General features: G+C 43.1%; 25 protein-coding genes and 1 pseudogene. 8 read left to right on the top strand and 18 right to left on the bottom strand.

What is annotated here, in order from left to right; all coding sequences use genetic code 11:
* Nucleotides 1–155: 155 nt before the first annotated feature.
* The 5 genes from AM500_RS12005 to helD all read right to left on the bottom strand — a co-directional run bounded on the left by AM500_RS12005 (nucleotide 156) and on the right by helD (nucleotide 5,133).
* Nucleotides 156–1,391 carry a glutathionylspermidine synthase family protein gene (locus AM500_RS12005; protein ID WP_053599414.1) on the bottom strand — a complete coding sequence of 412 codons (1,236 nt, stop codon included), beginning with the start codon at nucleotides 1,389–1,391 and terminating at the stop codon, nucleotides 156–158.
* A complete protein-coding gene (locus tag AM500_RS12010; protein ID WP_043932122.1) occupies nucleotides 1,388–1,852 on the bottom strand; it encodes a hypothetical protein in 465 nt (154 codons plus the stop codon). Before AM500_RS12010 ends, AM500_RS12005 begins: the two co-directional genes overlap by 4 nt.
* Nucleotides 1,853–1,862: 10 nt before the next feature.
* Nucleotides 1,863–2,261 carry a DUF350 domain-containing protein gene (locus AM500_RS12015; RefSeq protein ID WP_053599415.1) on the bottom strand — a complete coding sequence of 133 codons (399 nt, stop codon included), beginning with the start codon at nucleotides 2,259–2,261 and terminating at the stop codon, nucleotides 1,863–1,865.
* 21 nt (nucleotides 2,262–2,282) lie between these two features.
* A complete protein-coding gene (locus tag AM500_RS12020; protein WP_156319797.1) occupies nucleotides 2,283–2,672 on the bottom strand; it encodes an aminotransferase yhxA in 390 nt (129 codons plus the stop codon).
* A gap of 136 nt (nucleotides 2,673–2,808) precedes the next feature.
* Nucleotides 2,809–5,133 carry an RNA polymerase recycling motor HelD gene (gene helD / locus AM500_RS12025; RefSeq protein ID WP_053599417.1) on the bottom strand — a complete coding sequence of 775 codons (2,325 nt, stop codon included), beginning with the start codon at nucleotides 5,131–5,133 and terminating at the stop codon, nucleotides 2,809–2,811.
* 609 nt (nucleotides 5,134–5,742) lie between these two features.
* On the opposite strand from helD, the gene AM500_RS12030 reads away from it, so the two are divergent.
* The gene (locus tag AM500_RS12030; protein WP_231688141.1) at nucleotides 5,743–7,593 is read left to right on the top strand and encodes a M6 family metalloprotease domain-containing protein; all 1,851 of its coding nucleotides are present in this window, start codon (nucleotides 5,743–5,745) and stop codon (nucleotides 7,591–7,593) included.
* A gap of 143 nt (nucleotides 7,594–7,736) precedes the next feature.
* A complete protein-coding gene (gene mntR, locus AM500_RS12035; RefSeq protein ID WP_053599419.1) occupies nucleotides 7,737–8,159 on the top strand; it encodes a transcriptional regulator MntR in 423 nt (140 codons plus the stop codon).
* A gap of 51 nt (nucleotides 8,160–8,210) precedes the next feature.
* Here the strand turns inward: mntR and AM500_RS12040 are convergent, their stop codons facing one another.
* Nucleotides 8,211–8,948: a thermonuclease family protein gene (locus AM500_RS12040; protein ID WP_053599420.1), complete on the bottom strand. Its 738-nt coding sequence runs from the start codon at nucleotides 8,946–8,948 to the stop codon at nucleotides 8,211–8,213.
* A 206-nt stretch (nucleotides 8,949–9,154) separates the two neighbouring features.
* Here AM500_RS12040 and AM500_RS26095 point away from each other — a divergent pair.
* Nucleotides 9,155–9,661 (top strand): annotated as a pseudogene (locus AM500_RS26095) (DoxX family protein).
* A gap of 257 nt (nucleotides 9,662–9,918) precedes the next feature.
* Here AM500_RS26095 and AM500_RS12050 read toward each other — a convergent pair.
* Complete coding sequence (locus AM500_RS12050; RefSeq protein WP_053599421.1) at nucleotides 9,919–11,127, bottom strand: ATP-binding protein; 1,209 nt, start codon at nucleotides 11,125–11,127, stop codon at nucleotides 9,919–9,921.
* A 222-nt stretch (nucleotides 11,128–11,349) separates the two neighbouring features.
* Nucleotides 11,350–11,841, bottom strand: coding sequence for a L,D-transpeptidase family protein (locus tag AM500_RS12055; protein WP_053599422.1), 492 nt, complete (start codon nucleotides 11,839–11,841; stop codon nucleotides 11,350–11,352).
* Between the two features lie 539 nt (nucleotides 11,842–12,380).
* Here AM500_RS12055 and AM500_RS12060 point away from each other — a divergent pair.
* A complete protein-coding gene (locus tag AM500_RS12060; protein WP_231688142.1) occupies nucleotides 12,381–13,343 on the top strand; it encodes a MerR family transcriptional regulator in 963 nt (320 codons plus the stop codon).
* Nucleotides 13,344–13,428: 85 nt separating this feature from the next.
* Nucleotides 13,429–13,953: a MerR family transcriptional regulator gene (locus tag AM500_RS12065; RefSeq protein WP_053599424.1), complete on the top strand. Its 525-nt coding sequence runs from the start codon at nucleotides 13,429–13,431 to the stop codon at nucleotides 13,951–13,953.
* 223 nt (nucleotides 13,954–14,176) lie between these two features.
* Here the strand turns inward: AM500_RS12065 and AM500_RS12070 are convergent, their stop codons facing one another.
* Entirely contained in the window at nucleotides 14,177–15,547 is a 1,371-nt protein-coding gene (locus tag AM500_RS12070) for an aldehyde dehydrogenase (RefSeq protein WP_053599425.1), read from the bottom strand.
* Between the two features lie 461 nt (nucleotides 15,548–16,008).
* On the bottom strand, nucleotides 16,009–16,599 hold the full coding sequence (locus AM500_RS12080) for a molybdopterin-dependent oxidoreductase (protein WP_053599427.1): 591 nt from the start codon (nucleotides 16,597–16,599) through the stop codon (nucleotides 16,009–16,011).
* A gap of 626 nt (nucleotides 16,600–17,225) precedes the next feature.
* Here AM500_RS12080 and AM500_RS12085 point away from each other — a divergent pair.
* Nucleotides 17,226–18,248: an LLM class flavin-dependent oxidoreductase gene (locus AM500_RS12085; protein WP_053599428.1), complete on the top strand. Its 1,023-nt coding sequence runs from the start codon at nucleotides 17,226–17,228 to the stop codon at nucleotides 18,246–18,248.
* Nucleotides 18,249–18,448: 200 nt separating this feature from the next.
* On the top strand, nucleotides 18,449–19,117 hold the full coding sequence (locus AM500_RS12090) for a DUF975 family protein (RefSeq protein ID WP_053599429.1): 669 nt from the start codon (nucleotides 18,449–18,451) through the stop codon (nucleotides 19,115–19,117).
* Nucleotides 19,118–19,154: 37 nt separating this feature from the next.
* On the opposite strand, the gene AM500_RS12095 is transcribed toward AM500_RS12090, so the two are convergent.
* From AM500_RS12095 to AM500_RS12110, 4 genes are all read right to left on the bottom strand, one after another.
* Nucleotides 19,155–20,612 (bottom strand): DUF4153 domain-containing protein, encoded by a 1,458-nt coding sequence (locus AM500_RS12095; protein ID WP_053599430.1) that lies wholly within the window; start codon nucleotides 20,610–20,612, stop codon nucleotides 19,155–19,157.
* Nucleotides 20,613–20,672: 60 nt separating this feature from the next.
* On the bottom strand, nucleotides 20,673–21,359 hold the full coding sequence (locus AM500_RS12100; RefSeq protein ID WP_231688143.1) for a DUF1700 domain-containing protein: 687 nt from the start codon (nucleotides 21,357–21,359) through the stop codon (nucleotides 20,673–20,675).
* 188 nt (nucleotides 21,360–21,547) lie between these two features.
* Entirely contained in the window at nucleotides 21,548–21,880 is a 333-nt protein-coding gene (locus AM500_RS12105; RefSeq protein ID WP_053599431.1) for a PadR family transcriptional regulator, read from the bottom strand.
* Nucleotides 21,881–21,990: 110 nt separating this feature from the next.
* Complete coding sequence (locus tag AM500_RS12110; protein WP_053599432.1) at nucleotides 21,991–22,437, bottom strand: VanZ family protein; 447 nt, start codon at nucleotides 22,435–22,437, stop codon at nucleotides 21,991–21,993.
* A gap of 448 nt (nucleotides 22,438–22,885) precedes the next feature.
* Here AM500_RS12110 and AM500_RS12115 point away from each other — a divergent pair, with 448 nt between their 5' ends.
* Nucleotides 22,886–23,980: a DUF4236 domain-containing protein gene (locus AM500_RS12115; RefSeq protein ID WP_053599433.1), complete on the top strand. Its 1,095-nt coding sequence runs from the start codon at nucleotides 22,886–22,888 to the stop codon at nucleotides 23,978–23,980.
* A 230-nt stretch (nucleotides 23,981–24,210) separates the two neighbouring features.
* On the opposite strand, the gene AM500_RS12120 is transcribed toward AM500_RS12115, so the two are convergent.
* From AM500_RS12120 to AM500_RS25480, 4 genes are all read right to left on the bottom strand, one after another.
* Nucleotides 24,211–25,050 (bottom strand): STAS domain-containing protein, encoded by an 840-nt coding sequence (locus tag AM500_RS12120; protein ID WP_053599434.1) that lies wholly within the window; start codon nucleotides 25,048–25,050, stop codon nucleotides 24,211–24,213.
* 260 nt (nucleotides 25,051–25,310) lie between these two features.
* Nucleotides 25,311–25,850: a GNAT family N-acetyltransferase gene (locus tag AM500_RS12125; protein ID WP_053599435.1), complete on the bottom strand. Its 540-nt coding sequence runs from the start codon at nucleotides 25,848–25,850 to the stop codon at nucleotides 25,311–25,313.
* A 98-nt stretch (nucleotides 25,851–25,948) separates the two neighbouring features.
* Nucleotides 25,949–26,275 carry a replicative helicase loader/inhibitor gene (locus tag AM500_RS12130; protein WP_053599436.1) on the bottom strand — a complete coding sequence of 109 codons (327 nt, stop codon included), beginning with the start codon at nucleotides 26,273–26,275 and terminating at the stop codon, nucleotides 25,949–25,951.
* Nucleotides 26,276–26,345: 70 nt separating this feature from the next.
* Complete coding sequence (locus tag AM500_RS25480) at nucleotides 26,346–26,492, bottom strand: hypothetical protein (protein ID WP_156319800.1); 147 nt, start codon at nucleotides 26,490–26,492, stop codon at nucleotides 26,346–26,348.
* Between the last annotated feature and the right edge of the window lie 353 nt (nucleotides 26,493–26,845).

Below are 26,845 nucleotides of genomic sequence, written 5' to 3' on the forward strand. Positions count from 1 at the left end.
TTCATAGTCTGTATGAATGACATTTGAACCGAAAAACGTATGCCAATTGTCATTCATCGGCTAAATAAATAGCGAACAGTGCCAGGCACCCCCGATTTTTCCTGTTACACAAACATCGCGTCATTTCAGCTGGGTGACTCCAAATAATAACCGTATTACTTTAGCCCAACTGGCAAGTAATAAGATAAGTTATTAGTGATCAGCCCGCCAGCTCTGAAACCGACCGCGGCAGGCTTCCCCCCCAACAGGAAACATCCAGTCAGGATATGGCCTTTCTGCTCGCCTTTTTCTGTTTGAATGTGCTTAACCGGCAGTTCCGCAAACTCCTGGTAAAGAGAAACGTATTCGGTATAGGAGGTTTGCTCATCGGCAAGTTCCAGGCTGCCTTCGCTTGAAAAGATTTCTACCGTATCTCCTTCCCTGCCGAACACGGGCTTCTTGACGAATTTTTTTCCCTGCTGAAGAAATGTATCGGGTTCGAGGTATGACGGGAGAAAATACTTGTTTATCCAGGCATGTTCGAGTTCTGTATAGAACGGGCTTCCTCCTTCATGAAGGTTCCAGACGATTGCCAGCACCGCTTTATTTTGTAAAAGAAAAGCCGACATTGGGTTAATAATTGCCAGTTTGCCTTCAAGGACAAGTTCGAGAAGCCAAACACCAATCGGATTGCCTTGATCATCTTGCTCTTTAACCAAATTTTCAATAGGATACGTCTGTCGGTAAAGTACATCTATTTTTACGCCTTGATCATCAAACAAGCCTACTCCCTGCTGAATTGACAATTGATCCAGCGGGACAAATTTAGAAGGAAGTCCCGAAATTTCCTTTAAATAAATGCTCGTTTCCCGGTCCTCAATATTGTCTCCGTGGGCTGTAAAAATGACAAATGGGTTAATAGCGGAAACAGAGGCTGCCGCAGCTTGAACGCTTTTTCTGACAGCATTCGCGAGCTTTGCCTCCAACCCGGAATTCGGGTCCTCCACTCCAAATTCAGTACATACCCTTCCATTGACGAAGAAGCATTCCTTTATAAAAGTCGGCGTGTCTGCATTAATTTCAAGGCATTTATACCCCGAAGCAGTCCTCGCGAGATCCAGGCGGGCGATGGTTGTTTCGCGGTGATTTGATTTTATCCGGAGGAATGGGATTGTTTCCTTTGGGTATCCCATTTCCGCAAGGCTTTCATCATCGAGGTTACGCAGCAATTCATTCGTCTTAAAAAGAATTTCGCCAATTTTGCTGCTCGCTTCCCTTATCTCCTCGAATTCTGCCTTATCCTCAAGCGCAATATCGTAGAGTGCATATTCCTCCCCGTAAAGGTCTGGCCAAAAGCTTTCTACCCCGCTGTAGAAGGAGTTTCTTTTTTCATTAGAAAAAGAGGATGTCATGCCACATCCTCCTCCAATGGTTTCACATAAATGACGTATACTGAACGGTCTTCATCTATTTCGGTTGAGGTTGTTTCCATCAACCCTTGGCCTGGAACATCGACAATATCTTTCAGTAAATACCTGATAATCTCAAAATGTGTATTGACTGCAAGTAAAACAAGCTTTTTGTAATTTTCACGTTCATCATGGCTTCGGAACTCGATATACAAGCCTTTTCCGTGAAAGTTCTCTTCATCCAGGGCGGGATAGTTCCTGCCGACTTCTTTTAAAACAAGAACGTCCTCGTCTCCTTCCATTTCATTCGCGAGAAGTTCGTATTGCGTCCCTCTCATGATGAAATATGTACAAAGCTGGCGGGCATAAAACTCGTCTATCCCGACATCCGGAGCCTTGTATTCGTAGAAAGGTTTGTACGTTCCATTTCCCTGGTCAATATAATATGTTAGTTTTTTTAACATGGTTCACCTCTTAATAAGAGAGACATTTTGATACAATCCAGCCTATCGAAATAGATAGAGAAAACAGCATCGCTCCTACAGCCCTGTTGTCCTCTTCTATCGCTTTGCTAATCGAATAGCGGATTGTAATGATTTCAGCGAGATTGAATGCGGCTATCTGTGCAAGAATTCCAATTGTTCCCCAAATGGCCATATCTAAAAGTGATACGGAAAATTCCGCTGCAGCCCCGAGGACGAGCGCAAGTCCGATGATTTTCCCTCCGAGCGACATGGCCGCTGTCAGGTTTTTCTGGCCAATCAGGCTAAATTCCTTAATTTTCGGCGTGCTCCAAACGAACAATATGATACCCGTGGTGAGGAGCGCCAGCCCAACACCAAGATATGCAAAGAAATTTGCATATAATTCCATCAACTTACCCCCTAAATACTATTAACCGCCAGTACTAGTTGAACCCCTTCCAAAACCAGAACCTCCGTTGCGGATAGAATCTCCGGTACCGGTTTTTCCTTTGAAGCTGGGACTGTTCCGGTAATTAACAAAGTCTCTGTTTTTATAAAGGGCCGACCTGTTTGAAAAGAACATTCCGGCGAAAAACAAATGTCCGAAATAGCTAGAATTGCGGTCGTCGCACTCCCAGACACCATCATCTTCATCCCAATCCCATTGTCCGCAGTCCGTGTTTTCAGGCATCGGCGGAATGTCACCCGTTTGCCCTGCTGAAGACTCCCAATCATCGGATCCAGACGTACTGCAGCCAACGAGGCCAAGGGCCAGAGCAGTTGAGGAAACGGCTGTCATCAGCTTTGAGGTTTTCTTCATGTGTATCCCCCATTTTTATTACTTCCTTAAAGGCAGCTAGCCCACTAGATTTAAGGTGGGTTCACCTGCCAGTCAGGGTCATATTTGTTTTGTGTCATGTTGTACGTTTTGATTTAAAAAAGGTTTCAGTTTTTTATTACGGCTTATTAAAGCCTTCCACCTTAGTATAGACGTTTTCAGGTACTTTTTCCATTAACGGGCTAATTCCTTCCGTACAAAAGAGCAGCAGTTTGTGCATCGCTCGTGTACAGGCCGTGTAAAAAAGCTTCCGTTCACGTTCATGCTTGTATTGGGAAGCATCAAACATAATAACCGCATCAAATTCAATTCCTTTTGCCAAATAGGCAGGAATGACGAGGATGCCTGGTTCAAACGATACACTTCCTTTTTCAATGAGTCTAACTTGTATTGATTTCAGCAGCGAATAGGCTTCCATGCTTTCCTTGGCTGTCCGGCAAATAACTGCGATGGTTCGGTGACCATCCTTCTGAAGCTCATCAATAGCAGAAAGAATATTTACCCGCAGCTGTCCCGTTCCATCAAGAAGTGTAACAGAAGGCTTCTCCCCCTGCCTGGCAAAAGGTTCAATGTCCTGGCCGTCCTCCAGCAGTTCCCTGGTAAATTCAACAATCTCTTTTGTCGATCTATATGTCCGGTTCAGCGTAATCCGCTCGATTCCTTCTTCTTCAAGGTCTCCTGTCAAAACCGTCAACGAACCGGTCGCTCCTGAAAAAATTGCCTGGTTGAAATCACCCAGCAAAGTCATTTTACTATATGGGAACAGCATGTTTAAAAATTCGAATTGAAAAGGTGTATAATCCTGGGCCTCATCAATGAAAATATGTTTTACGCCTGTCCCCGAAGCCCGGCCTTCAATTAGATCCTGGAGGTAAACAAACGGCGCTGCATCTTCCCATTGAATGCTGTTATTCTCAAGCTTCTTCAATGTTTGTTTGCATATTTGATCCCATTCCGGCGGAAGTGTCGCATCGGATTTTTGGGTCTGGAACAATTGCTTATAGTTTTTCATTCTGTCGATAAATCTGAGATTTTTAATCCCATTGAACAAAGGCTTGAATTTGTCTTTTACAACCATTTCCGCAAGAAATTTTTGTTCCCTATCAAAATCATCAAACGTACTTTCCCGGAATTGGTCTTTTTCCTCAAGATTCTTGAATGCCAGGATATAATCTTCCTTATCAAGGAATTGAATTTGCTCTTCTACCCATGGCTTCATTTGCTCGGCTTTCATCTCTTTCCGCAATTGTTTAAAAAGCCAATTCTTTACTTCCTGCATTCGATTTGGGATAGAAATATCCCGCGCAAGCGAATAAAAGTAACGGCTAATTTCATCTTTGGACACAAGAACTCTTTTCCTAAAACGAATATCTTTAAAAGCAATCCCGTTTTCTGAAAGCTGATCAGTAAATTTATCGATTTGGTGTTTAAAGGAGAGTGACGATTTATAGCGAATCCCGGCAATCCTTGCTTTGTACGCAGGGCTGTCCTCATTGGACAGCAAATATTCCATCTGGTCAAAATTATCCTCCAGGCTGTAAGCTGTTCCAATCCGGTTATTAAGGTATTCCATAAAGGTCACCTGGCGCATATTCTCCTCTCCTAACTCAGGAAGGACCGTAGCGACATAGCTGTTAAAAAGCGGATTTGGCGAGAACAGCATTATATTCTCGGATGAAATAGTTCCTCTATAACGATATAGAAGGTAAGCGACACGCTGAAGCGCTGCTGAAGTCTTGCCGCTGCCAGCAACCCCCTGGACAATTAAATACTGGCTCTTTTCATTGCGGATTATTTTATTTTGGTCACTTTGGATTGTTGCTACAATACTTTTCATCTGGGTGCTTGCCTGGCTTCCGAGTACTTCCTTCAGCATATCGTCACCAATGGTTACACCTGTGTCAAACATGCCAGAGATTTTCCCGCCCCTGATTAAATACTGCCGTTTGAGCTCGAGCTCCCCATTGATTTCCCCTTCTGGTGTCTCGTATGCCGCTGGGCCTGGCGAATAATCATAATACACACTGGAAATTGGTGCCCGCCAGTCATATATAAGAAAATTTTCCTTGTTTTCGTCCATTAAAGAGGCTATTCCTATGTAAATTTTATCAGTGGTGCTTTCCCCTTTTTCATGAAAATCAATTCTGCCGAAATACGGCGAATAGCGAAGCCGGTCAAGAATTTTCATTTGGCGGGTCATTTGTCCTCTGGTCCGCTCGCGTTCACCAAGAAGTTCCGCCTGCTGTCTTAAGCTTGCCGCCGTTTCAATAACATCATCGGGTTCATCGAGGTTTACCGTTACATCCTCCCAGAAGGTTTGCCTGAGGTTAAGTACTTCCTCACCCACATAGCCGCTTTCTTTGATGAGCTTTTTGGCCTGGCTATCAATTTCCTGGATAACATCATTAACTCGCCTTTGCTCTGTTTGTAGTTCCTTATCCATCCGACTCACTCCATTTGCTCATTCGACGTGTAAATATTCACCGTTCTATTCCGGATTTCCATATTACCATAGGAAACCCACTCAACCAACTGATTTCTTACGACTTTTGGCATGGTTTAGTATATGAACATCAATTTGTTTTTTTCTTATTAAAGGTAAATAACAATCATCAAGTTAGTTTACCCCATTAGGAAAAGAACAATCTCTTAATCTTTCAAAAACAACATAAATGTGCATGGTCATTATTGAATGTACTTGAAGAAAACCCCTTCCCATCCTGTAGCGGTTCATGTGCGCTTATTTTGAAAGCAGTCTCAGATTGGTATCATTATGTTTCGTTTAACGAATAGAAGCGATAGGTTGATATTAATGTTTCGGGAGGCTAATAAACTTTTCGACTTATTTCGACAAACGCTGTTTGTGGGTTAGGTTTATTGACCTATCAGTTAACCAAGTAATTTCCAAAATTACTCTTTAAGAGGGATAAATGTACCGAAAATAACATAAAAATTCTTAAAAAAACAAAATATAGTAGTTTTGATACAGGAATATTGCCCTGTTGTCCGTTTGCGAATTATTCTGATATATTCGAAATATCAAAAATAAGGAGTGTTGCTCTTGTTAAATGTATTATCAAAAGCGGGACTGGCCATTGTTTTAGCCGGCAGTATAGGTTTTACGGGAGTTCAGTCTCAGGAAGCCCCTACAGCAACAATGAAAACTACATATAACTTACCATTGGCCAATTATGTAAGTGCTACTCCAGAACTAGCTGCCCAAGCAAAGGAATTGGGTGTTAATGTATCAAAAGCAGATCCGGCAGAGAAAATTGCCAATCAGAATGGCACGAAATTTGAAGAACCTGCTGGCCTCCGGGTTACTCCAAAGCCGGCAGTTGGCGATGTGCCAGTTCTTGTTATCCTGGCAAAGTTCAAAGAAGGTGACGAACCTAAAGGTGACCGTCCTGGACAAGTCCCTGCGAAGTATTACGAGGATCTTATTTTTGGAGATACGTATAATCCATATGAAATCGAGGATTTCAAAAAGTATGCCGAATATAACGGTGTCAAGGCTCCTACTGACAGCACCATGCAAAATATCTATAAAGAGTCCAGTTACGGCAAAGTAAACCTAGTTAAAAAAGAGAATACAGATTTGGTATGGGTTGAACTTCCTAAAGGTGCTTCCTATTACCTTGACCAGGAAGGTAAATATGCTGAAAACGATAAATATGTAAATGGTAACGTCAACGGCGATGCTCATATGGGTGAATTTGTTTCAGACGTTTTTAAAGCCGCTGATAGTGTGGTAGATTTTTCCAAGTATGCAGTTAAAGGCGCAGTAGATAACGTGTTTATCGTCCATGAAGGAACTGGCGCTGAGTACAGCCGCGACCCGGCACAGATTTGGTCTCATAAATGGAATGCCTTAAGTGCTAATTATTACGGCAAGTATTATGAAACAGGCTTCCCTTCCTCCGATGTCAACCGTGATGGCGTTGAAACGGAAGAAGAATGGAACACCTGGTATGCAAATTTTATTAAAGAACACACTCTTGATGGTGTTTTGGTAAACAACTATAACGTTCAGCCTGAAATCGGCGGTAACGTAGCAGGATTCAACTTGGCGACTGGCGGTTATGATGAAACATCCAAAACTGGTCCTTTCCCTGGAACAGCAGGAGTATTTGCCCATGAATTTGGCCATGCGATAGGTTTGCCTGACTACTATGATACTGCTTATAATTCTGAAGGTGTAGGAAACTATTCGATGATGTCTGGCGGTTCTTGGATGCGCTACCCTAATGCAGCACAGTATGCCGGAAACTCACCAACCCATTTTGACCCTTATTCAAAAATGTTAATGGGCTGGGCTTCTCCGATTGTAGTTAAGCCTGAGGATGGGGTTAAAGAAATTACGCTCCAGCCTGTAAACAAAGCTGATGGGGACAAAGCATTCGTTAAGATGGAAGTCCCAGGTTCAAAGGGATCTGAATACTTCCTTTTTGAGAATGTTCAGCAGGATGGCTTTAACAAAGGGCTTATCCGTCAAGGCGAGGATGCTCATGGCCTTGTTGCATGGCATGTTGATGAAAATGTCCTTAAAACCTATCGGACTCCAAACAATGTAGCCAACTGGATGAATAAAAGATTCCAATACAATCAATTCAGAATGGTCGGAAACACCAAAATTACTCACTACGGCCTTTCCGTTGTCCAGGCTGATGGCAAGTACGACCTTGAAAAGTATGTAAACCGCGGTGATGCTGGTGACTTCTTTAAGACAGGTTCCAAACTGACTCCAGTTTCAGGCAATGTTCATACCGGTTCCTACTATTTCTGGAAAGGCCAAAGCGCTACTCCAGCAGACTCTGGAATTCATGTAACAGATATTAAAGAGAACGCAGACGGTTCAATTACTGCAAAGTTCTTCTATAACTCTGACAGTTCACAAAAATAGGAAGCTAACAGAACCGGGTAACCCTGCTAGGGAATCCCGGTTTATTTTTTATCATAGAGAAAAAGCCCCCTGCCCTTTCCTTGTAACAATTGGGCTTGTTTTATATAATTAGAAGCGAGAATGCCGGGGAAAGTGGGAAAAAGATGCCAACACCTAGTATGGAAGATTACATAGAACAAATTTATCTGCTTATAGAGCAAAAAGGCTATGCACGGGTCTCGGACATTGCAGACAACCTGTCTGTCCAGCCTTCTTCTGTTACAAAAATGGTTCAAAAGCTTGATAAGGATAACTATCTTGTTTATGAAAAATACAGAGGACTTGTCCTTACATCTAAAGGTAAAAAAATAGGAAAACGCCTTGTTGAAAGGCACGACCTTCTCGAACAATTTCTTGCTTTGATCGGGGTGGAAAACGACAACATCTATAAGGATGTTGAAGGAATAGAGCACCACCTCAGCTGGAACGCCATTGACCGAATTGGAGACCTTGTCCAACTCCTTCAGGACGACATCTCCATTGTTAAAAGGCTGCGAGAATTACAAGAAAAAACCGATGATGAATGAGAAAAAGTAAGCTGCTAAAGGACAGCTTACTTTTTTCAAAAAGAAATAAGACTAACGCTTTGCTTTTCGGTAGCCTGCTTCCTTTGCTTCTTTTTCCGTACAGAACCATTCTATCTCTTTTATATCACTGTTATAATAGGAACCTTCGGGAACGTGATAAATCATGGAATTCATGTTGCCCTTTATTTTTCCTCTACAGGCTGCTTCCCCGCCTTCTATACCCGTTTTATACCCTGACTGAGCAGCTTTGTCAGCTTGAAAGCCTTCGTCAGTTGAGTAATTCTCTATGGACCAAATGCCCTTTTCCTTTTTCTTCGCTTCGTCCTGAATGTCATAAAAAACGTCAACATATTTAGTGTTGGGCGGGTATACGTACGCAACCCTTGCCAATCCTTCTTCAAGCAGGCGTTCATTAAACATTTTTCCATCAACATAAATATAAGCGAGAAGCCTTCCGTATTTATCCCTTCCATAGTTGATACCTGGCTCAATCTCTACTTTTCTTCCCGGGTATAGGATTTCTTTGGCGAAATCTGAAGCTTCCGGTCCAAATGGCTGGACTCCCAGCCGAGGATGCTGGGTTTCAGGTGTATCAACCAGTAAAAGCCGGATTGTTTCTTCTTTCCCTCTCACCTTAACTGTAACTGTATCCCCGTCAATGTTTTTGAAAACTTCCGCGGGCAGCATGCCATTCTTGTTTTGATCAGAGTCAGTTAATGCTGTACAGCCTGTTAATAAAAAAGTTATAGAAAAGATAAGTACGAAATTCTTCATCCAATTTGAAAGCATTGGTTGTATCACCACATTTCTACTATCTTCACTTATTTTAACAAACGAATAGGAATGTGTCCTATTCGGCAACGAAACCTCTTTTTGTCAAAAAGAGGTTTCGTTAGGTGAGTATAGGTATCGAATAATACAATAGCACCTATTGAGTGTCGAGCCAGCAAAGGGATGACTTTTGTTCTTAAAAAGGCATAAAGGAGTGCTCTACCATGGTCCACTGGTTAAGAACAAGTAAAATTGCTGCGGGAATCCTGACCATCATTCGCCTCTGTCTGGGGTAAGCATGGCTGACAGCAGGCTACCATAAAATCGCGGACGGATTTGATGCTTCGGGATTTTTAAAAAATGCAATTGCGAATTCAGTTAAAGGTCCGGATGGAAACCTGGTTTACGGCTGGTACGTAAACTTCCTTGAAAACATTGCTTTACCAAATGTCGGGATATTTAATGTGCTGGTTGCATAGGGAGAATTCTTGATCGGTCTTGGCTTAATCCTCGGGTGCCTGACCACAGCGGCGATATTCTTTGCGCTCCTCATGAACTTTGCTTTCTTCATGGCAGGAACTGACTCTTATAACCCGACAGATATTTTCTTTGGAACACTCATACTGTTCGCAGGATACAATGCAGGGTGATATGGGATTGACCGCTGGATAATTCCGTGGATACGTAAAATCTTTTCAAAAAATAAAATCAATGCTGAACATGTTGCATAAACGAAAAACACTTTGGCAATACTTTTAAAAACCCCGTCTTAAAATGCAAAGCCCAACTCCCCCGGACTTTCTTTAAGACGGGGTTTTATTGCGCTAAAATAAAGCTCTAAGTGACTTTGTGTCCGACCAAGGCTAGCATAAGGTAACTAAATAGTGGCTCTTTCTAATAAAAAATAGTTGTCCCAGGAAGCCATTCTCAATGACTTTTCGGACAGCCTTTTGGACAAAAATTTAGTAATCTCCTATTTTTAAAGTACCTACTGCAGCGATGGCAATAAAATGACAATGGAAGTCCCTTCTCCTACATGACTCGAAATAATGAGTTTGCCGTTATGGCCTTCAATGATTTTGAAACAGGTCATCAGGCCAAGTCCCGTTCCTTTTTCCTTTGTTGTATAAAAAGGTTCACCAAGGGTTTCCATGCGTTCCTCGGGTATGCCTACTCCTTCATCAGTTATTTTTACCATGATTTCACCGTCTTTGACATTACGTGAACTAATATGGATTTTTCCTCCATCGGGCATGGCCTCAATGGAATTTTTAAGCAGGTTAATAAAGACCTGTTTCAACTGATTTTCTTCACAAATAATAGTGGGCATCTTAGGTTCGAAGTCGGTGACAATCTCAACATTGTTTAGGATTGACTGGGTGTTAATCAGTGTTACGACATCATTGAGGACTCCAGTAATTTCTTTTTCCCTGAAAACAGCCGCAGAAGGCTTTGCCAAGACCAGGAACTCGCTGACAATAGTATTGATTCGTTCGAGCTCCGATAAAACAATGTCATAGTATTCTTTTTTATCATTATCAGCCTTGAATAGTTGAACGAAGCCTTTAATAGAGGTTAGTGGATTTCGTATCTCGTGGGCAATTCCTGCAGCCATTTGGCCTAGTAATGCAAGCTTATCCGATTTTTGAAGCAGCCTTTCTGTTTCTACCCTGCGGTTCGTAATATCCTTGCCAATTGTCAGAAGGCACTTTTTACCTCCATAAGAAATGGACATTGTCGAGACCTCAAAAAAAATAGGAACGCCATCCATTCGGAAAATTTTATGCTCCATATTTGGAAGCGCTTTCCCTTTTGACTTTGCGATACGCATTCTTTCAATTGTTCGCTCATAATATTCAGGATCAATAAATTCAAAGATGTCGTGACCTAAAAGTTCATCCCTATCCTTTGCGTGCATCATTGTAACTGCCGCATCATTTACATAAAGAATTTCATTATTATGGTGAATAAAGACTGACTCAGGCAGTGAATCAATTAAGGAACGGTAGCTCTGTTCATTTTCACGGGATATTTTTATGTAATAACGGTAGCTGTCATATTGCCAGCCAACGACCAAAGCCAATAGGACTGGCAGTACTGTTTCAAATGTAAGAGCCTTTTCTCCGTAATATATAAATTCAATAATTAAATAAATTAAAGATAAAGCCAAAAGTGTCACTTGACCTGTTATTTTCATAGGACACCCCGTCTTTTTGAAGTATATTGTCTGTATTTCGACATTTCCGGCTTTATTCCTGCAAACTTTGATATCTTTCTTCATATTTAAATAAAATTAGTGAAAATTGTTGATTAAATTGGTTTTGAGTGGTGTCACCAGAAATCCTTTGCAGTGTTCCGGAAAGCTTGCTAAAAAGTATTCTCAGTAGAAAACAGGCAGCCGCGGCTGCCTGTTTTGTAGTCAATTATGAATTACGACGCGTGTTCCATTAGGAACCTTGGCGGCAAGCTCAAGCACATCGCTATTATACATTCGGATACATCCCCTGGAAACTGCCTTGCCTATCGAGGAGGGATTATTCGTGCCATGTATGCCATACCCCGCCCTGGATAAGGAAAGCCACATTACACCATACGGGCCACCTGGATTCGGCTCCCGATTAACTATGACATATTCTCCGAGCGGGGTAGCTGTAAGCATCTTTCCCACTGCAATCGGATATGTTTTTTCTACCCGGCCGTTTCTAAATAACGTAAGCTTCTTGCCTTTGACAGACACATCTATTCGGTACGGAATCGTGGTCGGATTAGGCAGTCCAGGAATTGTAATCCTTTGCCCAACTTGAATCCTCTCCCCGATACCCGGGTTTGCCCTCATTAACCGTGAGAGGCTTACCCTGTAATTCACTGCGATGATGGCAAGCGTTTCGCCTTTTTTAACTATATGAATCATTGGACTCACGCCTTTTTCACAGCATATTCTCGAAAGGCTGGCCTGTTGCCTGGTAATTTAAATGCTTGATTCTTTCCAATGGGTTCACTAGGATTCGTACCATTTATTTTTTTCTGCTCTGAAATCTTCTGTTCCAAAACTTAGGGTCAAAGCATCCCTTCAAATCTCAACGGCAATTGTTAAAAGCTTTGTTTCATCAAAGGATTCAAACTGCAGCCCTCTTCCTCCTTCCCTCGAATCTTTAATTGGATGCTAGCTTTCTCTCTTTTTAGCGGATTTTTCCCAGGATACTAAACAGATATCGACACGTCCTCCCTATTCTCCTAAAGCCGGCTAATCATTCTCCCCCATTCGCCCCTTTGCCTGGGAAATTCAGCCTGTAAACCTTCGTAAATTGTTTTTATTCAACGTAAAACCACTAGTTTTGATAGCTTTTGTCATGGTGCAGGAAAACGCTCCCTCCGCGGCAAAAACATAGATAGTACCGTTAGAAAAAAACTCCAATGCAGAAATTTTCTGACCAGAAAGGATGCATCCAAATGAAAGACGGACAAGTAATGAAAGCTTATACGATTCAGGAAGTATCAAAAATGATTAGTGTTCCCCAGGGGACAATTCGTCAGTGGGAACGTGATTTTAGCGGCCTTGTGGTAATACCGCGGACCAGGCAGGGATCCCGTTTTTATACGGATACGGAAATTGCCCTCCTAGTGAAGATCAAGCAAATGAGAGAAAAGAATTTAGGGAAAGAAATGATTAGAGAGCTAATCCAGCAACACTTCCGGCAAAGCTCGGAGGCTGCTTCCGAGACTATCGGAACCACTGTGAAAGTAGTCAAGGAAATGAAGCCAGTGCCAGTTAAACAGGAAGTGGCTGTACCTTCTGAAGCCCCTATTGTGCCTGCTTTTGATTCCGAAGCCTTTTTCGCCGCTATGGAAGCCTATAAACAGGATTTTCTTGCTGGCGTCCGAGAGGAAATCCGGACAACTATGAAAAAGGAAGTGATTGAAGAGGTTAAAAAGGAAGTTTCGAAAGGTTCGTTCCATACTGTAAAATCCCTGTCCGATTCAATTTATAAGTCCGGAGAACGAACTCTAGCTGAAGTAGCCGAACTCACCGAGGTAGTTTCGAAGTCTTCGGAACAAGCCTCCGAAACTGCACGCTTCCTTTCAAGCAGCATATCGAACGTTACGAAAAGCACCTCCGAACAAATTTCTTCATTGAACAAGAGGATGGCCCAGGCTTCCGAACGTTCATCAAAGGAATTGAAAGCCCTGATAAAATCGATGTCCGATTCAAATGTAGTGACTGAGAATGTGGTTGAAAGCTTTAACGATACGCTTATTAAGGACCGCGAATTTTACATGGAAACTCTGCATATGGAGCGAATGATTCATAGCCAGGAAATGGACCGCCGTGAAGAGCTGCTGCAGGAAATCGTCACAAGCTTCCGCGATACAGCCGCAGCCAGAGAGAAAAAATGGTGGAAATTTTGGGGGTGATCGTCTAGCAGCCTCTATTTCTTGAATAAAGGTAGTAAGACCAGAGCATTGCCCGCTATGGAAAAATTATTTAGGGGGAATTGAAATGAATTCAAGCGAAGTTGCCAAACATCTAGGAGTGTCAACAAGCACAGTACAGCGCTGGGTTAAACAGCTGAATTTGCCTATGGAACGAAATGAGCGCGGCCATTACACTTTCAAGGAAGCCGATCTCCCTCTCCTGGAGGAAATCCGGGACAAAATCCAGAGTGGTGCATTACTCCAGGATATTGCGCCATTTAAAGACCCAAGCCCGCGCAAAGGAACTGTAAAAGCCGTAGAGATTCACCCGGATGTTGAGGAATTGCTAATGAAATTTAATGACATGGAACGCCGCCTAGATGGAAAAGCGGACTCGGTAACATCCTATCAGCTTCTCCAGCACCGCCGGGAAATTGAGGAATTACAAAAAACAGTTGCAGAGCTTGCCGCAACCATTACCACTCTTCAAGGCCAAGCACAGATTAAAAAGGATTCTTTAATAAAAGATGCACCTCTCGTATTTGATGCAGCGGTGCCGGTTAAAAGAAAAAAGAAGCGCAATTTCTTTACACTGTTTTTTGGGTTTTAGAAGCAAAAGCAAAAGCGCCTTCGTGACAGGCAAAGGGCGCCTGTCCCTGCGATGATTATTCTCAGGAGCTTTCCCTAGTGCCCAGCGCTGTAGCTAGGGCGTAGAAACGCTTAATAAAAAGTAACTAAATATAAAATTTTCTTAACAGTACAAAAGTGTAATACACCTTCGTGACGAGGCGAGAATAGTATAAAACACCTGGGTGCACTTGCACCCAGGCTGTCTATTTTAAGAACAGTTTAATTTTCTTTAGGCCGTCCTTTGTATTCTGGTAACGGAAGGGCAAATCGAATTTGGTGGACTGCTTCATGATACTCTTTTCATGTGAAAATACATCAAAGCTTCCTTTCCCGTGATAGGCGCCAATCCCACTCTCCCCTACTCCGCCAAATGGAAGGTATGGAGATGCCAAATGCATGACAGTATCATTGACACAGCCGCCGCCGAAAGAGATGTTACCAAGAATGTCTTCCTGGAAGTCTTCACTTTCGGAAAAAACATACAGAGCAAGCGGTTTAGGTCGGGCGGTTACTTGATCTACAACCTCTGCTACATCATCGTACTCCAAAACCGGCAGAATGGGCCCGAATATTTCATCCTGCATAACCGGTGACTCCCAGTTCACGCCTTCAAGTACAGTCGGTTCAACTGACAGTTTATCCGAATTTGTCTGTCCTCCGAATACAATTTCCCCATCTTGTAAAAACGCAGCAAGCCTGTCAAAATGCCGTTTGCTTACAACTCTTGTAAAAGTATCGCTTTCATGCGGAGATACTCCATATATTTCGGTGACAGCGTCTTTTAATAGATTTAAGAACTCGCCTTTTACTGACTTATGGATATACAAATAATCAGGAGCTACGCATGTTTGGCCGGCATTAATGAATTTCCCCCAGGCAATCCGCTTGGCGGCAAGCTTCAGATTCGCATCTCTGTGCACGATACATGGACTTTTTCCACCAAGCTCCAAAGTGACTGGTGTAAGATTTTTTGCAGCTGCTTCCATAATGATTCGGCCAACTGGAACGCTTCCGGTAAAAAAGATGTAGTCGACCTTTGCTTTCAATAAACCCTGGCTTGCCTCGACGCCTCCTTCTACAACCGCTATATATTCTTCAGGGAAAGCATTTCTTACCACTTCTCCCAAAAGCGTCGATGTGGCTGGAGTAAGCTCTGAAGGTTTTAAAATGGCACAATTTCCTGCTGCTATTGATCCGATTAACGGTGCGAATGCTAACTGAAACGGATAATTCCATGGAGAGATGATCAAGGAAACCCCATAGGGCTCGGGATAGATATAGCTTTTCGAGCCTGCTAGAACCATGGTTCCTTTCACTTTCCGAGGCTTGGCCCATTTCCCTACATTTTTTTCAGTAAATTTAAGCTCACTCAGGACAATTCCCACTTCTGTTAAATACGATTCAAACTCACTCTTATTTAAATCCTGTTTGAGTGCCTCTAGAAACCTTTTTTCATTTTCCTGGATAATTTGTCTCAGCTTTGCCAATGCCTGCTTTCGGAAGCCGACATCCTTCGTTTTTCCCGTTGAAAAAAAAGCTCTTTGTTTTTGTACAAGTGCTTCATAAGTGTCCATAGTTTTCCCCTATTCAGTAAGTGGTCTAGTTCGCAGGCTCGTTCCGAATCGTTCGGAACCTGCCAAGGGCAAGCTTTTCATTGCAGGTAACCGGATGCCAGTTGTGATTCTTTACCATATTCTAGATTGCCCTAACCCTGATTTCGAGGAATTCGGAGCCAACAATTGGCCAAACAACTCGGTTTCGAAGATTTCGGAATCATATCTAGCTTGGCATAACTGGGTTTCGAGCAATTCGGAATCAACAATTGGCCCCGCAACTTGGTTCCGAGGAATTCAGAATCATTTGGTTGGTTGTCATAACCTGGTTCCGAGAAATTCTGAACCAAAAATTTGGTCTCGTAACTAGGTTCCGAGGAATTCGGAATCATTGCTAGCTTGTCATAATCTGGTTTCAAGAGATTCGGAACCAACAATTTAGCCGCGTAACCCGGTTTCATCGCTGTCCGGAGCTCTTAATATCAGCGATAACGTTCCTCTTTGAATGGATTGGCAGACATGGAGTAACCGAGCTCTTCCCAGAATCCAGCTTCGTCTTCTTTTAAAAATTCAATTCCTGTTGCCCACTTTGTCCCTTTCCATAGATAAAAGGATGCAGGTGGAATAAATCTCAGGGGATAGCCGTGTTTGGGATCGATATCCTGCCAGCCATGTTGCTCGTCTTTCCAGCGATAAACAAACAGTGAATCATCACCCATCAGTGGGGCTAGCGGCAAATTCGCTGAATAGCCTTCAGGGTCGCCGTCTAAATAACCATATATTTTTATGTACTTTGCATCGCCCTTTACATTCACTAGCTTCAAGAAATCCCTAAGGGCAACTCCCTCAAATGTGGTTGCGAACTTAGACCAGGTTGTTACACAATGCATATCAATCGTCGAGGTGGTTTTTGGCAGCTCCATCACCTGTTTGTAGGTAAGAGTCTGTTGTTGTTCAACCTCTCCAAAAAGGCGGAACCGCCATGTTTCTTCATTAAATTTGTATACTTCGCCTTGATGGAGGATCGGCCATTTTTCTGTTTCAAATTGACCGGGTGGCAATACGTTGGTCATGTTGCTCATCCTTCCTCTGCCTTTTTCTCCATATTATTGATTCAAGGACGATGTTGCAAGAAACTGGTATCGGATTACTCGTTGAACAATTTATTTTCAAAGGGGAACTTCTAAATATGTTAATTCTAAATGCAGTTCAGAATTCGGTTATATACTTGACTAGTGATTTTCTGAGTAGTACTAGATAAAAGTAACCATATATCAACATCTAAATAGTCATAGGAATATAGTGATTTCTAGTACTACTCAGAGTATTACTAGATTTTCATGTCAATTTGACTAGTGAGTGTCCGAGTAGTACTAGTTAAAAACAACCAGACAAAAACGTCCATCTAGTCATAAAGGATGCCTGCTGAATATAGTGATTTCTAGTACTACTCAGAGTATTACTATATTTCAGGTCTACTGGACTAGTGATTTTTTCGAGTATCACTAGAGAAAAATAACCATGAAACCCCACCGAATAGTTATAAAGAATTGCACCGTATCGTAGTACCTATTAAATAATCCTCTAAGATCCATTCCGGTCCCCATAAAACCAGGTATAATTAATGCAATCTGTTTTGAGAACACGTATTAAATTGATACAATCCGAGTGAAGAAGTCTTTAGAAAGAAGTGATTGATATGTCTATATATAAAAAAAGCGTCCGTTATTCGGTTCTGGATCTGTCTCCGGTTATACAAGGGAGCACACCGGCTGAGTCGCTGAAAAACACAGTTGACCTTGCCCAGCATGCCGAGAAGTGGGGCTATCATCGCTTTTGGCTTGCCGAGCACCACAATATGCCGGGGATTGCGAGTTCAGCGACTGCAGTCGTTATCGGGCAAGTGGCCGCCCATACGGCTTCTATCCGTGTTGGGTCCGGCGGGATTATGTTGCCGAACCACTCCCCGCTTGTTATCGCTGAGCAATTCGGGACATTAGAATCCCTTTTTCCAGGCAGAATTGACTTAGGTCTTGGACGGGCTCCCGGTACCGACCAGCTAACCGCTTCGGCACTGAGACGTGACTGGCGGACAGGTGCTGAAGATTTCCCGAATCAGGTAGAGGAACTGCGGGCTTATTTTGATCCTTCGAGGCGTGAAGGCGTCATCCATGTTCGTGCCATTCCGGGTGAAGGGCTGAATGTACCGGTCTGGCTGCTCGGTTCAAGCGGCTTCAGTGCCGAACTTGCGGGAAAGCTCGGCCTGCCTTTTGCATTTGCAAGCCATTTTGCACCGGAAAATACTCTTGCTGCTTTGAATATTTACCGGCAATCTTTCCAGCCATCAGACGTACTGGATGAGCCATACGCAATGGTGGGTGTAAATATCATCGCCTCTGATACAGAGGAAAAGGCAAACTGGCTGGCTACGTCGATGCAGCAGCAATTCCTTCAGCTGATAAGAAATCGCCCTGGCAAGCTTCAGCCGCCTGTGGAAAGTTTGAAACACCTGGCGAGTGATTACGAACTGCTGCTGCTTGAGGGCCGCACCAATTCTACCTTTACAGGAACGAAGGAAATCGTTAAAACCCGTCTACAGGAATTCCTTGAAGAAACCTCAGCGGATGAGGTCATCATCAACGCACAAATCTTTGACCACGAGGAGCGCCTTAAATCGTTTGAGTATGCTGCACAAATCATGAAGGAATTGAACGAGCTTTAACACTAGCAGCCTCCCAAACTTCTTGGGAGGCTTATTTGTATGATTGAAATTTGCAAAACCCGTAGGATGAGCTGGGCTGTATATCAGTTTACAATTTGGTTCACATCCAACATCCTGTTTTTTCCATAAAATTTATAGAGGTATACTGGTGACTTTTAATATATACTTTACAAAGAGAAATTTTAAGGGGGAAATGGAGATTGAAAATTAAAGACATTAAAGGGGATGCGCTTGCGGCCTTGAGAGGCAAATGGGGAACTGCAATTGTGCTGTCCCTCATTGCTTTTGGACTGTTTACCTTTATTCCTATGTTTATTGAAATTTTGGGAAGCGGCGGTTTTGAAGCGTGGTACAATGCAGATGTGCCGTCCGCAGAAGCATCTACTTTATCATGGATTGCAACAATAGCACTTAGCCCGATTCTTTATAGCTACTACTGGTTATTTCTTGACATGCGGAGAGGCCACTCTGTCAGTATTGGAAATTTGTTCAGTACAGTTTCAAAGGCACGCATCTATTTTAAAACAATGGGATTGTACTTACTGACTCTTATCTATACTTTTCTTTGGATGCTTCTTTTGATTGTGCCGGGAATCATAAAAGGAATCGCATATTCCCAGGCCTATTTCATTCTCAAGGACAACCCGGATATGGTCGTTAACGATGCGATTACGGAAAGCCGTAAATTGATGGACGGATACAAAGGCAAGTATTTTTTGATGATGCTAAGCTTCATCGGCTGGGCATTCCTGGCAGTTTTGACGCTCGGAATTGGTTTTATCTGGCTTGTTCCATATTTTACTGCAACAATGGCGTCTTTTTATCAGAAACTTATCGAACATCGGCATGCTGAAACTATGAGTATATAGAACAAAACGGCCTCCTATTCGGGAGGCCGTTTATTTATCACTTTAAATCGAGCTCCATGAGTTTTTCCCTGGCGCGTTCACGGGTAAGGTTATACGCCTGCCAGTGCTCTTCTCTCGTTTCGGCTTCAGCAAAGTGATTCCTCAATTCTTCCTTTAATCCTGGGACATTAGGATGAATCTTATACAAATCGATTAGCGTCAGCAGCCCGGTATCCGACATATAACCAAGGTAGGCAACATCAATTCTCCCAGTTTGTTCATATCGTTCAAGGTTCCGATCAGCTACAATCCTGTCAATGCCGATAACATTCAGGACAGTATAATACACTAGTGCCGCGATGAAATAAAAATGAATCAGCGACAGACGGTTAAGCCAAACTTTCAAAAGCGTGTAGGCGAAAATGATAAGCAGGAACACCATGAAGGAATGCACGAGCACCCTTAAAATCGTAAAACCGTACGCCTCCTCGTACATCATCATCCTCATAAATGCTGATGCGAGAATGACGCCGGAAGAAAGAACAAGTACAGATAGGCCCAACTGAATTGCCTTCCACAGCCCCCCTTCTCTTTTTTTCAAAAAAGAAAGGAAGGTTACTGTTGCCGTTAAATTGATTAGCGATACGAAAACTAATTCAAAGAAGCCCCGTCGCGCATATTCTGCGTATGTGTAGCCTTCTCCAAGCGTTCCGCTGAAAAAGTAAGTGAATTGAACGCCGACAAACAGCATATAGACCGCGTCCAACAGCAACAAGACCGTGAGTATAATGACCGGGTCAAAACCCCAGGTATGATTACTAATTAGGATTGTTTTGATTTCCGCTCTTTTTTTCAAATGAACTTGCATAAATCCAAAGAATGAGAACGTAAAGATCAGGATGGCGATGATGCGGAAGAGTATTTCGCCATCAAAGCTGAACCAGTCGGGAACGGTTGTGATGATGCGTTCGAACTGGCTGTCGGCGGATATGAGCAGGTTAAGGACCACAAACAATACGGGAATCGATATCCCAATACCAATCAGTACCTTTGTTGCAACAGCGGTATTCTTCCCCTTTGTCCTGCGCTGGGCCATTCGGGCAAGCAGCCGGGTAAATCCAAGATTATAGGCAATGCTGTCGAACATCCGCTTTATGATATGGATTAGGAATGCGGGTTTTGCCCAGTCTGCCTGCTTCGGTCCGGTGATGAGCGAAATGTGGAAGACCACCAATGCCGGAATGGCCAGCAGGTTCAGGGCGTAAAATACGTCTATGTCGTATAGGAAATAGCTGGCCGAAAGAATCCAGATTGCCCCGAGCACGAGCCAGCCGAGGCGTTGATTCCGGAATGGGAAGCCTCTGAATCTCCAGAAAAACAAACTGTAAAATGCGGCAATAAAAATGAAATGAGATATCCCAAGCTGGGACCATAAGAACGCTTCCTCTGCCAGGATTCCCAGTCCCAGGCAAAGCAACAAAAACAGCCAATCCTCTTTCCTCATTCGTAGTTGCATGTTTATCATCCTCCCTTTTCTATGTATATAGAATTTCTATGTAGCTGTGCAAAAAAAAGCTTATACAGAGGCGCGCTTACCCCAGTAGTAGCCAAGTATTGAAACCGGGTAAAGCAGGGCTGTAAAGGCAATGCATGCGACAATGAATTGATTCGTTAAAAGCGGGTCAAACCATTCATGCGGGATAATTCCAAACACTGTCAGCACCATCATCGTCAGGTTCGGAATCAATGCCAGCAGAAAGGTTTTCCGGACAAGTCTCTTCCCTTTATGACCGAAGCTGCGGCCGATTTCATAACCAAGCAGTGCCCAAAAAAACATGTACACGAATGAAATAACAACTGGGATTGAAGTGAGATACCCCCAGATCGTTCGAAGCCAGCCCCATTCAAACAGGTTGTGGGCTGCTGTTAACATTGCGCCTCCGGTGAATAAGAGTACATTCAGGAGCACAAACAGCCATTTCATATTGCTTGGAGTGACGGTTACCTCGTCTCTCCACATCTCCGCAATTTCCTCTGGTGATCCCAGTCTCGAATAAATGGCTTCTTTCACTTCAGCCTCAGCAGTGTCCATCATCTCAATAAGCATGTCATCAAGGTGGCTGTCATAGTCGGCGAGGATAGCATCCTTTTCTGGTATGGTACCAAGTTTGTGCGACAGTTCAGACAAAAAATCCTTCTTAAGACGCGCCAAATATGTATCATTTTGTTCGCGGACACTTCTGTCATCCTTTAACCGTTCCATTCGTCCGTCTCCTGAAAATAAGTCATTTTATCTTACCTAAAGGGGAAATAAGCCAATACTGCAGCAATTGTCCCCCTAAAGGTATGAAATGTAAAATAATAATTTCTTTGGTTTCAGCCTGGATAAATCACACCTGTGCAATGCGCGCCTAACCTTCGGCTGAAGACCGCTTTGGAAGAAAGTTTGCTTTATTCTTCCGCAGTTCCAATCATCTTGTTCATGACTTTGACAAAGCTTTGCCATTCACGGGTCTTTTCTAGTAGCAATTCGCGGCCGGCTTCAGTAATCCGGTAATATTTACGGGCTGGCCCCTTTTCCTGCTCCTGCCAATAGAACTCGATATATTCCTGCTTTTCAAGCTTATGGAGAGCCGGATAAAGAGTGCCTTCCTTAACTGTAAAACCATTCCCGCTCCGTGCCTCAAGCTCCTTAACAAGTTCATACCCGTACATATCCCGGTCATCCAGCAGCTGAAGCAAAAGCAAAGACGTACTTCCCTTTACAAGCTCACGATTAAACATCCTCATCACCTACCTAGGTTTATTAGGTATATAGATACTCTACAACTAATGAGAACAAAAGTAAAGCATTTAATTAGATTTTTAGCGTTTGGTTTTTAGGGGTCAGACCCTTACCCCCTGGGGGTAAGGGTCTGACCCCTTTTTCGATGCGAAACCATTTTTGCGATCAGGCAGCCGAGGATGCCGCCAAGGGTGTTGAGGATAAGGTCGTCGACGTCGAAGGCTCCTACGCGGAAGGTGAATTGCGCGAGCTCTGCGAGCATGGACAGGCTGAATGATAGAGCTGCAACCCGAAGCGGGTCGACCCATTTTCCAAAAAGAAGTGTGGTAAAAATCCCAAAAGGGACAAATGCTAGGATGTTTCCGGCTAACTGGTCGGTGGCGGACATGCCATGATAGTTGCTGAAGTATCTCCCGATTGTTGTAAATGGAATAAGGTTATAGTCGATTATGCCCCTGACTCCATTCCGGTAAGAGGAGAAAAACAGCAAATAAAATAATACAGCTAGGTATGCTAAAAATGCTATGTAAATGAGTTTCCGATAGAATGTCTTCATGCTCTGCCCCCTTTGTTCATTGTAAATGATTTGGGTGAATGTGATAATAGTTTTAATGGTTTTATCGCTTTAGAGTTTTTTGAGTTCAATCAAGAAAAAAGGAATTCAGTCTATTGGTAACATTTCACCCAGCACTCTGGGATGAAACGTGTCCAATAAAGGTTATTGGTTACATTTTGAGGTGTATTTTTCGTTGAAACGTGTCCAATAAACGTTATTGGAAACATTTTGAGCCTCAGCCGGGGGTGAAACGTGTCCAATGATTGCTATTGGAAACATTTTAAGCACCAATCCAGGCTGAAACGTATTCAATGGAAAACGCTATTTAGTAGGAACCTATTCTCAAATGTTAAAATAACTGCTTTTATATTCTTTCCGGTAGCGGAACGCAGGTTTAAACGTACATATTCAGTTTCATAGGATACCACTTTTTGAAAGGATGGGAATCATGGCTTTACGGTTTCGGAAGAGCTTTAAGATTGCGCCTGGTGTACGGATGACGGTTGGTAAAAAAGGGGTTGGGGTCAGTGTCGGCGGGAAAGGCCTTCGCTATTCGGTGCATAGCAGCGGCCGCCAGACGTCGACAATTGGAATTCCGGGAAGCGGACTTTCATATTCAACGACCAGTGGAGGAAAGCAGTATAAATCGGATGCTTACCGAAGGCGGAGTGAGCTCGCTAAAATGGAACGCCAGCAGCGTAAACTGGAAGAACTGGATTTTGCCCGTTATCAGGTTGACCTTTATGAAAACGAGCTGTTGCTGTTGAAATCAATTCACCATGAAAGTGATGATCATATTGATTGGGAGGAAGTGTCCAGGAGAGAGCCTCCATTTCAAAAAGGCGCGGTTGGCCCGAATGAGTTTGAAGCTGCCAGGATTCTCAGCAATTTCCAGCCTGGCTTTTTCGATAGGCTGTTTGGCCGTGCTGAAAAGAAACGGGCGGCACTTGCTATAAACGTCGATTCTGCCCGGGCACAGGATGAGGAACTATACCATGACTGGGCAAGGATGAATAAGGTCGCAAAGCGGATGCTGCAGGGTGACATTGATGCGTATTTTGAGGTAATTGATGACTTTGCGCCGCTTGATGATCTTGTTGAATTTGGCAGCGGATTTGAATTTGGGACAGACAGCCCTGAGGAAATTCATGTTTCATTTGATGTGAATGCCGAAAAAGTCATCCCTGACAAGCAGCTTTCACTAACAAAGACTGGAAAACTTTCTCAAAAACAAATGACGAAAACAATGTTTTTTGATCTCTGTCAGGATTATGTGTGCAGCTGCGCACTGAGAATCGCCCGTGACATGTTCGCCCTGCTGCCTGTCAAGTATGTATATGTGCATGCATATGAAGAGCAGCTAAATCCAGCAACCGGCCACAAGGAAAGACTGTTGATTTTGTCTGTCCGCTATGACCGGGGCATGGTTGATAAGCTGAACTTTGAAATGCTAGATCCTTCTGAAGCGCTCGTTAACTTCCCCCACCATATGAAATTTAAGAAAACCAAGGGATTTGATGAAGTCGAGCCGGTTGATTATTAACTGGCGAATCTAGAACTTTAGGAGACTAATAATGCGAAAAAGCAGCCACTTTTACCAAAATGTAAAGTGGCTGCTTTTGCGTAAGCGAACGGATATTAGAATTGAAAATGCCGGTTCGGTTCCTCATTTACAATTGATCATGTGCCGGCCCCTGCGCTCGCCTGAGTCCTTCATTCTATCTAGGACGATTTAAAATGATGCCTCAGCCAGTTGTTAAACAGAATTTCCGCTTAATATGTTTTAATCGTATCCAAAGCCTGGGAAAGTGACGGCAGAATGGCGACTCCATAAAAATTTAAGCCAAGCTGCACGGCTGTCTGGGCGATTTCCGGACGGATTCCGGACAATGTCGATTTAACTCCAATCAGGCGTAACGCCTTAATCAGACCGAATAGTTCATTCGCGACCATCGTATCGATGATGGCTACACCGGAGAGGTCGATACATAGCGTCGAGACTCCCTGTTCCGCACATTGCGCAAGTGTATTTTCAAGAATGATTTTGGCGCGAGCCGTGTCAATGTCACCAATAAGCGGCAGCAGCGCGGAATCTCCCTGAAGCTTGATGACTGGTGAGCTAAGCTCATTGATTAATTCATTTTGCGAACGGAGCCGGATCATTGTGTTAGTATGATAAGCTTCAACAAAAGAAGAAATCGACAGGTTGAAAATTTCGATGGTCTTCTCATACCATGCACCAGCCTGCTCAAGGCTAACCCTGCCTTCGTTCTCAGTGATGAATTTACCTATGTATTTCAACGCAACCTTCTGGGAATTCATGAATTCCCTAACTACATAATGCATAGGTGTATCAAGATGCTTCGAATCCTTGGCGATTTCCACAGACCATCTTTTGAACTCCCCTTGAATATATGTATCGTCTTCGATAAATGCCTTGTAGAAATGAAGGAAGTAATCCTGGTTTTGCCTTTTTAGTTCGGCGATTATTTCTGGATTTTTGGTTGAGTAGACAGATGAAGGGTCTTGATCGTTTACGAGGGAGTACCAATCCTCGGAGAGCTGCCATGTCTGTTTCATAAAAAAATCGTACAATTCCTGGTTCAAATTCATGTGCGTTCCCCCACTTGTTTCCATTTCGTTTTATCCCACTTTACCGGGCAGTAAGACCCCACCTCAATATTTAGAGGTACGAGGAAGGTAAGTGGGAATCTACTGCCCATAATAAGTCCGATTGTGAACCAACATTTTTCTTTGGCTTTAGCTCTTAATCGGTCTTATTCCGCTAACCATAAGTTGGGGAAGAACACCCCACTGATGGAAGATTCATTTTATTTTATCGAAAAAATGCTGTAAAAGGAAACGATATACTGTCACTTTTTCTGTCTTTTGAACGAATTGGCATGGAATTTGCTTATCAATTCGAATAGGAACTGTGGACTTACCTCAGATAAGGTACCGGATTTGAATTCGTGAACTAAAGCAATGTATGGTTCTGGAACCCATTTATATTGATGAGCATAGCTTGTCCTCGTGAAACTGCATTTTTGCCAAAAGGAAATGGCCCCTTGATCATCGGCGGCTGCTTCGAGTACTACCCCTTCAAGTTCATTATCCTTTTTGGCTTCCTCCATAATAAACTGAGTCAACTTATATCCCAATCCCTTCCCTTGCGATAGGGGATCGACGGCCAGGTAATCAATCAGCAAAAGCTTATTCTCCCCCAACCTTCCTGCAAGTGCGAATGCCAGAACTTCAGTGTTTTCTTCAAGAATGTAAAGGCTGCACATCTGTTTCTTAAACATGTTCTCAATGACCCAAGCAGGCTTTGCTGACGATCCAAAAGCCTCTTTATATAGCGCCTCAACCCTTCCCCAGTTTCGATAATCATCCGTCACGACTACTCGGTGCATGCTGCCACCGCCTTCCCATATGAAAAAGCTCCTCAATCGTAAAAGGAGCTTTTTTGTAATAATATTCTTTTAAAAAGCTAAAAAACACATATATCGGTTTATGCCAAATACTCCGTTTGCCACGGCAAGGAATGCGAGCGCTTTGGAAGCAGACTGTCATGCTGGATTTGTACCCAGCCCTCCTCATCAGCCTGGATGCCATACCGGTAATTCGGCTCTTCTTTCATGGAATAAGCGGCAAGTTCGGCCATGAGCGGCGGGTATGGGCTTCTCCTGATATGATCGGTCAGATTTTTCATGACCAAGTGATAATCAAGCTCACGGCAAACGGCAAACCAGTTGTCGACTGTCTCATTCCTAATCTTAAAATCAGGATAAACAGATTCAATCAGCACGAGAATTCTTGTTACTTCATGCTTCTCCATCCACATCTACCTCCCGCAAAACCACCATTATAATTTGGTCGCTCTCTTCTCACTTTGTCAAAAATTCAATTTACTCCCCTTGTTCAAGAGCATAAGGGTTTTTGCCAATGTTTAGCCTGGCATCCTCAGTCAAAATAGGCTGAGAAAGTAGTATGTCATCAGATGCAGCTTCCGGGTGGGCGCTCCCGTCAAAGTGTAAAGGTCTTTGCTGTTCCATGGTGAGTTCCTCCTATTTAGGATACTATTACACCCTAGAAATCCTGCTGGATATTGCGGGATCGGGTGCTCTCGCTTTCCTATCTTTCCATCATGACAAAGTTTTAATTCACCTTGAATAAACCACTGCATTTTCCAATATTCTTACTATTCAGCATACTATAAAAACGGTCTTTTATCTATAGTCCAGCTAAAATTAATAAACCGGCTTTCCTGTTAAAACTCGGCCTAATTTCCTGTATTTGATATGATTGGGTAGTGTGGATAATTTTTCAATATGGGGATGGGAATATGTACAGGCAATTTACATGCTGACAAAATCGTGCTCTACCCGCTCAAAACGATAATCCTTGC

Source organism: Bacillus sp. FJAT-18017 (assembly GCF_001278805.1).
Lineage (GTDB): Bacteria > Bacillota > Bacilli > Bacillales > Cytobacillaceae > Bacillus_D.

Bases quoted from the DNA above. Each gene is read 5' to 3' on its own strand.
- AM500_RS12005 (WP_053599414.1), bottom strand. From the start codon at position 1,391: ATGACATCCTCTTTTTCTAATGAAAAAAGAAACTCCTTCTACAGCGGG.
- AM500_RS12010 (WP_043932122.1), bottom strand. From the start codon at position 1,852: ATGTTAAAAAAACTAACATATTATATTGACCAGGGAAATGGAACGTAC.
- AM500_RS12015 (WP_053599415.1), bottom strand. From the start codon at position 2,261: ATGGAATTATATGCAAATTTCTTTGCATATCTTGGTGTTGGGCTGGCG.
- AM500_RS12020 (WP_156319797.1), bottom strand. From the start codon at position 2,672: ATGAAGAAAACCTCAAAGCTGATGACAGCCGTTTCCTCAACTGCTCTG.
- helD (WP_053599417.1), bottom strand. From the start codon at position 5,133: ATGGATAAGGAACTACAAACAGAGCAAAGGCGAGTTAATGATGTTATC.
- mntR (WP_053599419.1), top strand. From the start codon at position 7,737: ATGCCAACACCTAGTATGGAAGATTACATAGAACAAATTTATCTGCTT.
- AM500_RS12040 (WP_053599420.1), bottom strand. From the start codon at position 8,948: ATGCTTTCAAATTGGATGAAGAATTTCGTACTTATCTTTTCTATAACT.
- AM500_RS12050 (WP_053599421.1), bottom strand. From the start codon at position 11,127: ATGAAAATAACAGGTCAAGTGACACTTTTGGCTTTATCTTTAATTTAT.
- AM500_RS12055 (WP_053599422.1), bottom strand. From the start codon at position 11,841: ATGATTCATATAGTTAAAAAAGGCGAAACGCTTGCCATCATCGCAGTG.
- AM500_RS12060 (WP_231688142.1), top strand. From the start codon at position 12,381: ATGAAAGACGGACAAGTAATGAAAGCTTATACGATTCAGGAAGTATCA.
- AM500_RS12065 (WP_053599424.1), top strand. From the start codon at position 13,429: ATGAATTCAAGCGAAGTTGCCAAACATCTAGGAGTGTCAACAAGCACA.
- AM500_RS12070 (WP_053599425.1), bottom strand. From the start codon at position 15,547: ATGGACACTTATGAAGCACTTGTACAAAAACAAAGAGCTTTTTTTTCA.
- AM500_RS12080 (WP_053599427.1), bottom strand. From the start codon at position 16,599: ATGACCAACGTATTGCCACCCGGTCAATTTGAAACAGAAAAATGGCCG.
- AM500_RS12085 (WP_053599428.1), top strand. From the start codon at position 17,226: ATGTCTATATATAAAAAAAGCGTCCGTTATTCGGTTCTGGATCTGTCT.
- AM500_RS12095 (WP_053599430.1), bottom strand. From the start codon at position 20,612: ATGCAACTACGAATGAGGAAAGAGGATTGGCTGTTTTTGTTGCTTTGC.
- AM500_RS12100 (WP_231688143.1), bottom strand. From the start codon at position 21,359: ATGGAACGGTTAAAGGATGACAGAAGTGTCCGCGAACAAAATGATACA.
- AM500_RS12105 (WP_053599431.1), bottom strand. From the start codon at position 21,880: ATGTTTAATCGTGAGCTTGTAAAGGGAAGTACGTCTTTGCTTTTGCTT.
- AM500_RS12110 (WP_053599432.1), bottom strand. From the start codon at position 22,437: ATGAAGACATTCTATCGGAAACTCATTTACATAGCATTTTTAGCATAC.
- AM500_RS12115 (WP_053599433.1), top strand. From the start codon at position 22,886: ATGGCTTTACGGTTTCGGAAGAGCTTTAAGATTGCGCCTGGTGTACGG.
- AM500_RS12120 (WP_053599434.1), bottom strand. From the start codon at position 25,050: ATGAATTTGAACCAGGAATTGTACGATTTTTTTATGAAACAGACATGG.
- AM500_RS12125 (WP_053599435.1), bottom strand. From the start codon at position 25,850: ATGCACCGAGTAGTCGTGACGGATGATTATCGAAACTGGGGAAGGGTT.
- AM500_RS12130 (WP_053599436.1), bottom strand. From the start codon at position 26,275: ATGGAGAAGCATGAAGTAACAAGAATTCTCGTGCTGATTGAATCTGTT.
- AM500_RS25480 (WP_156319800.1), bottom strand. From the start codon at position 26,492: ATGGAACAGCAAAGACCTTTACACTTTGACGGGAGCGCCCACCCGGAA.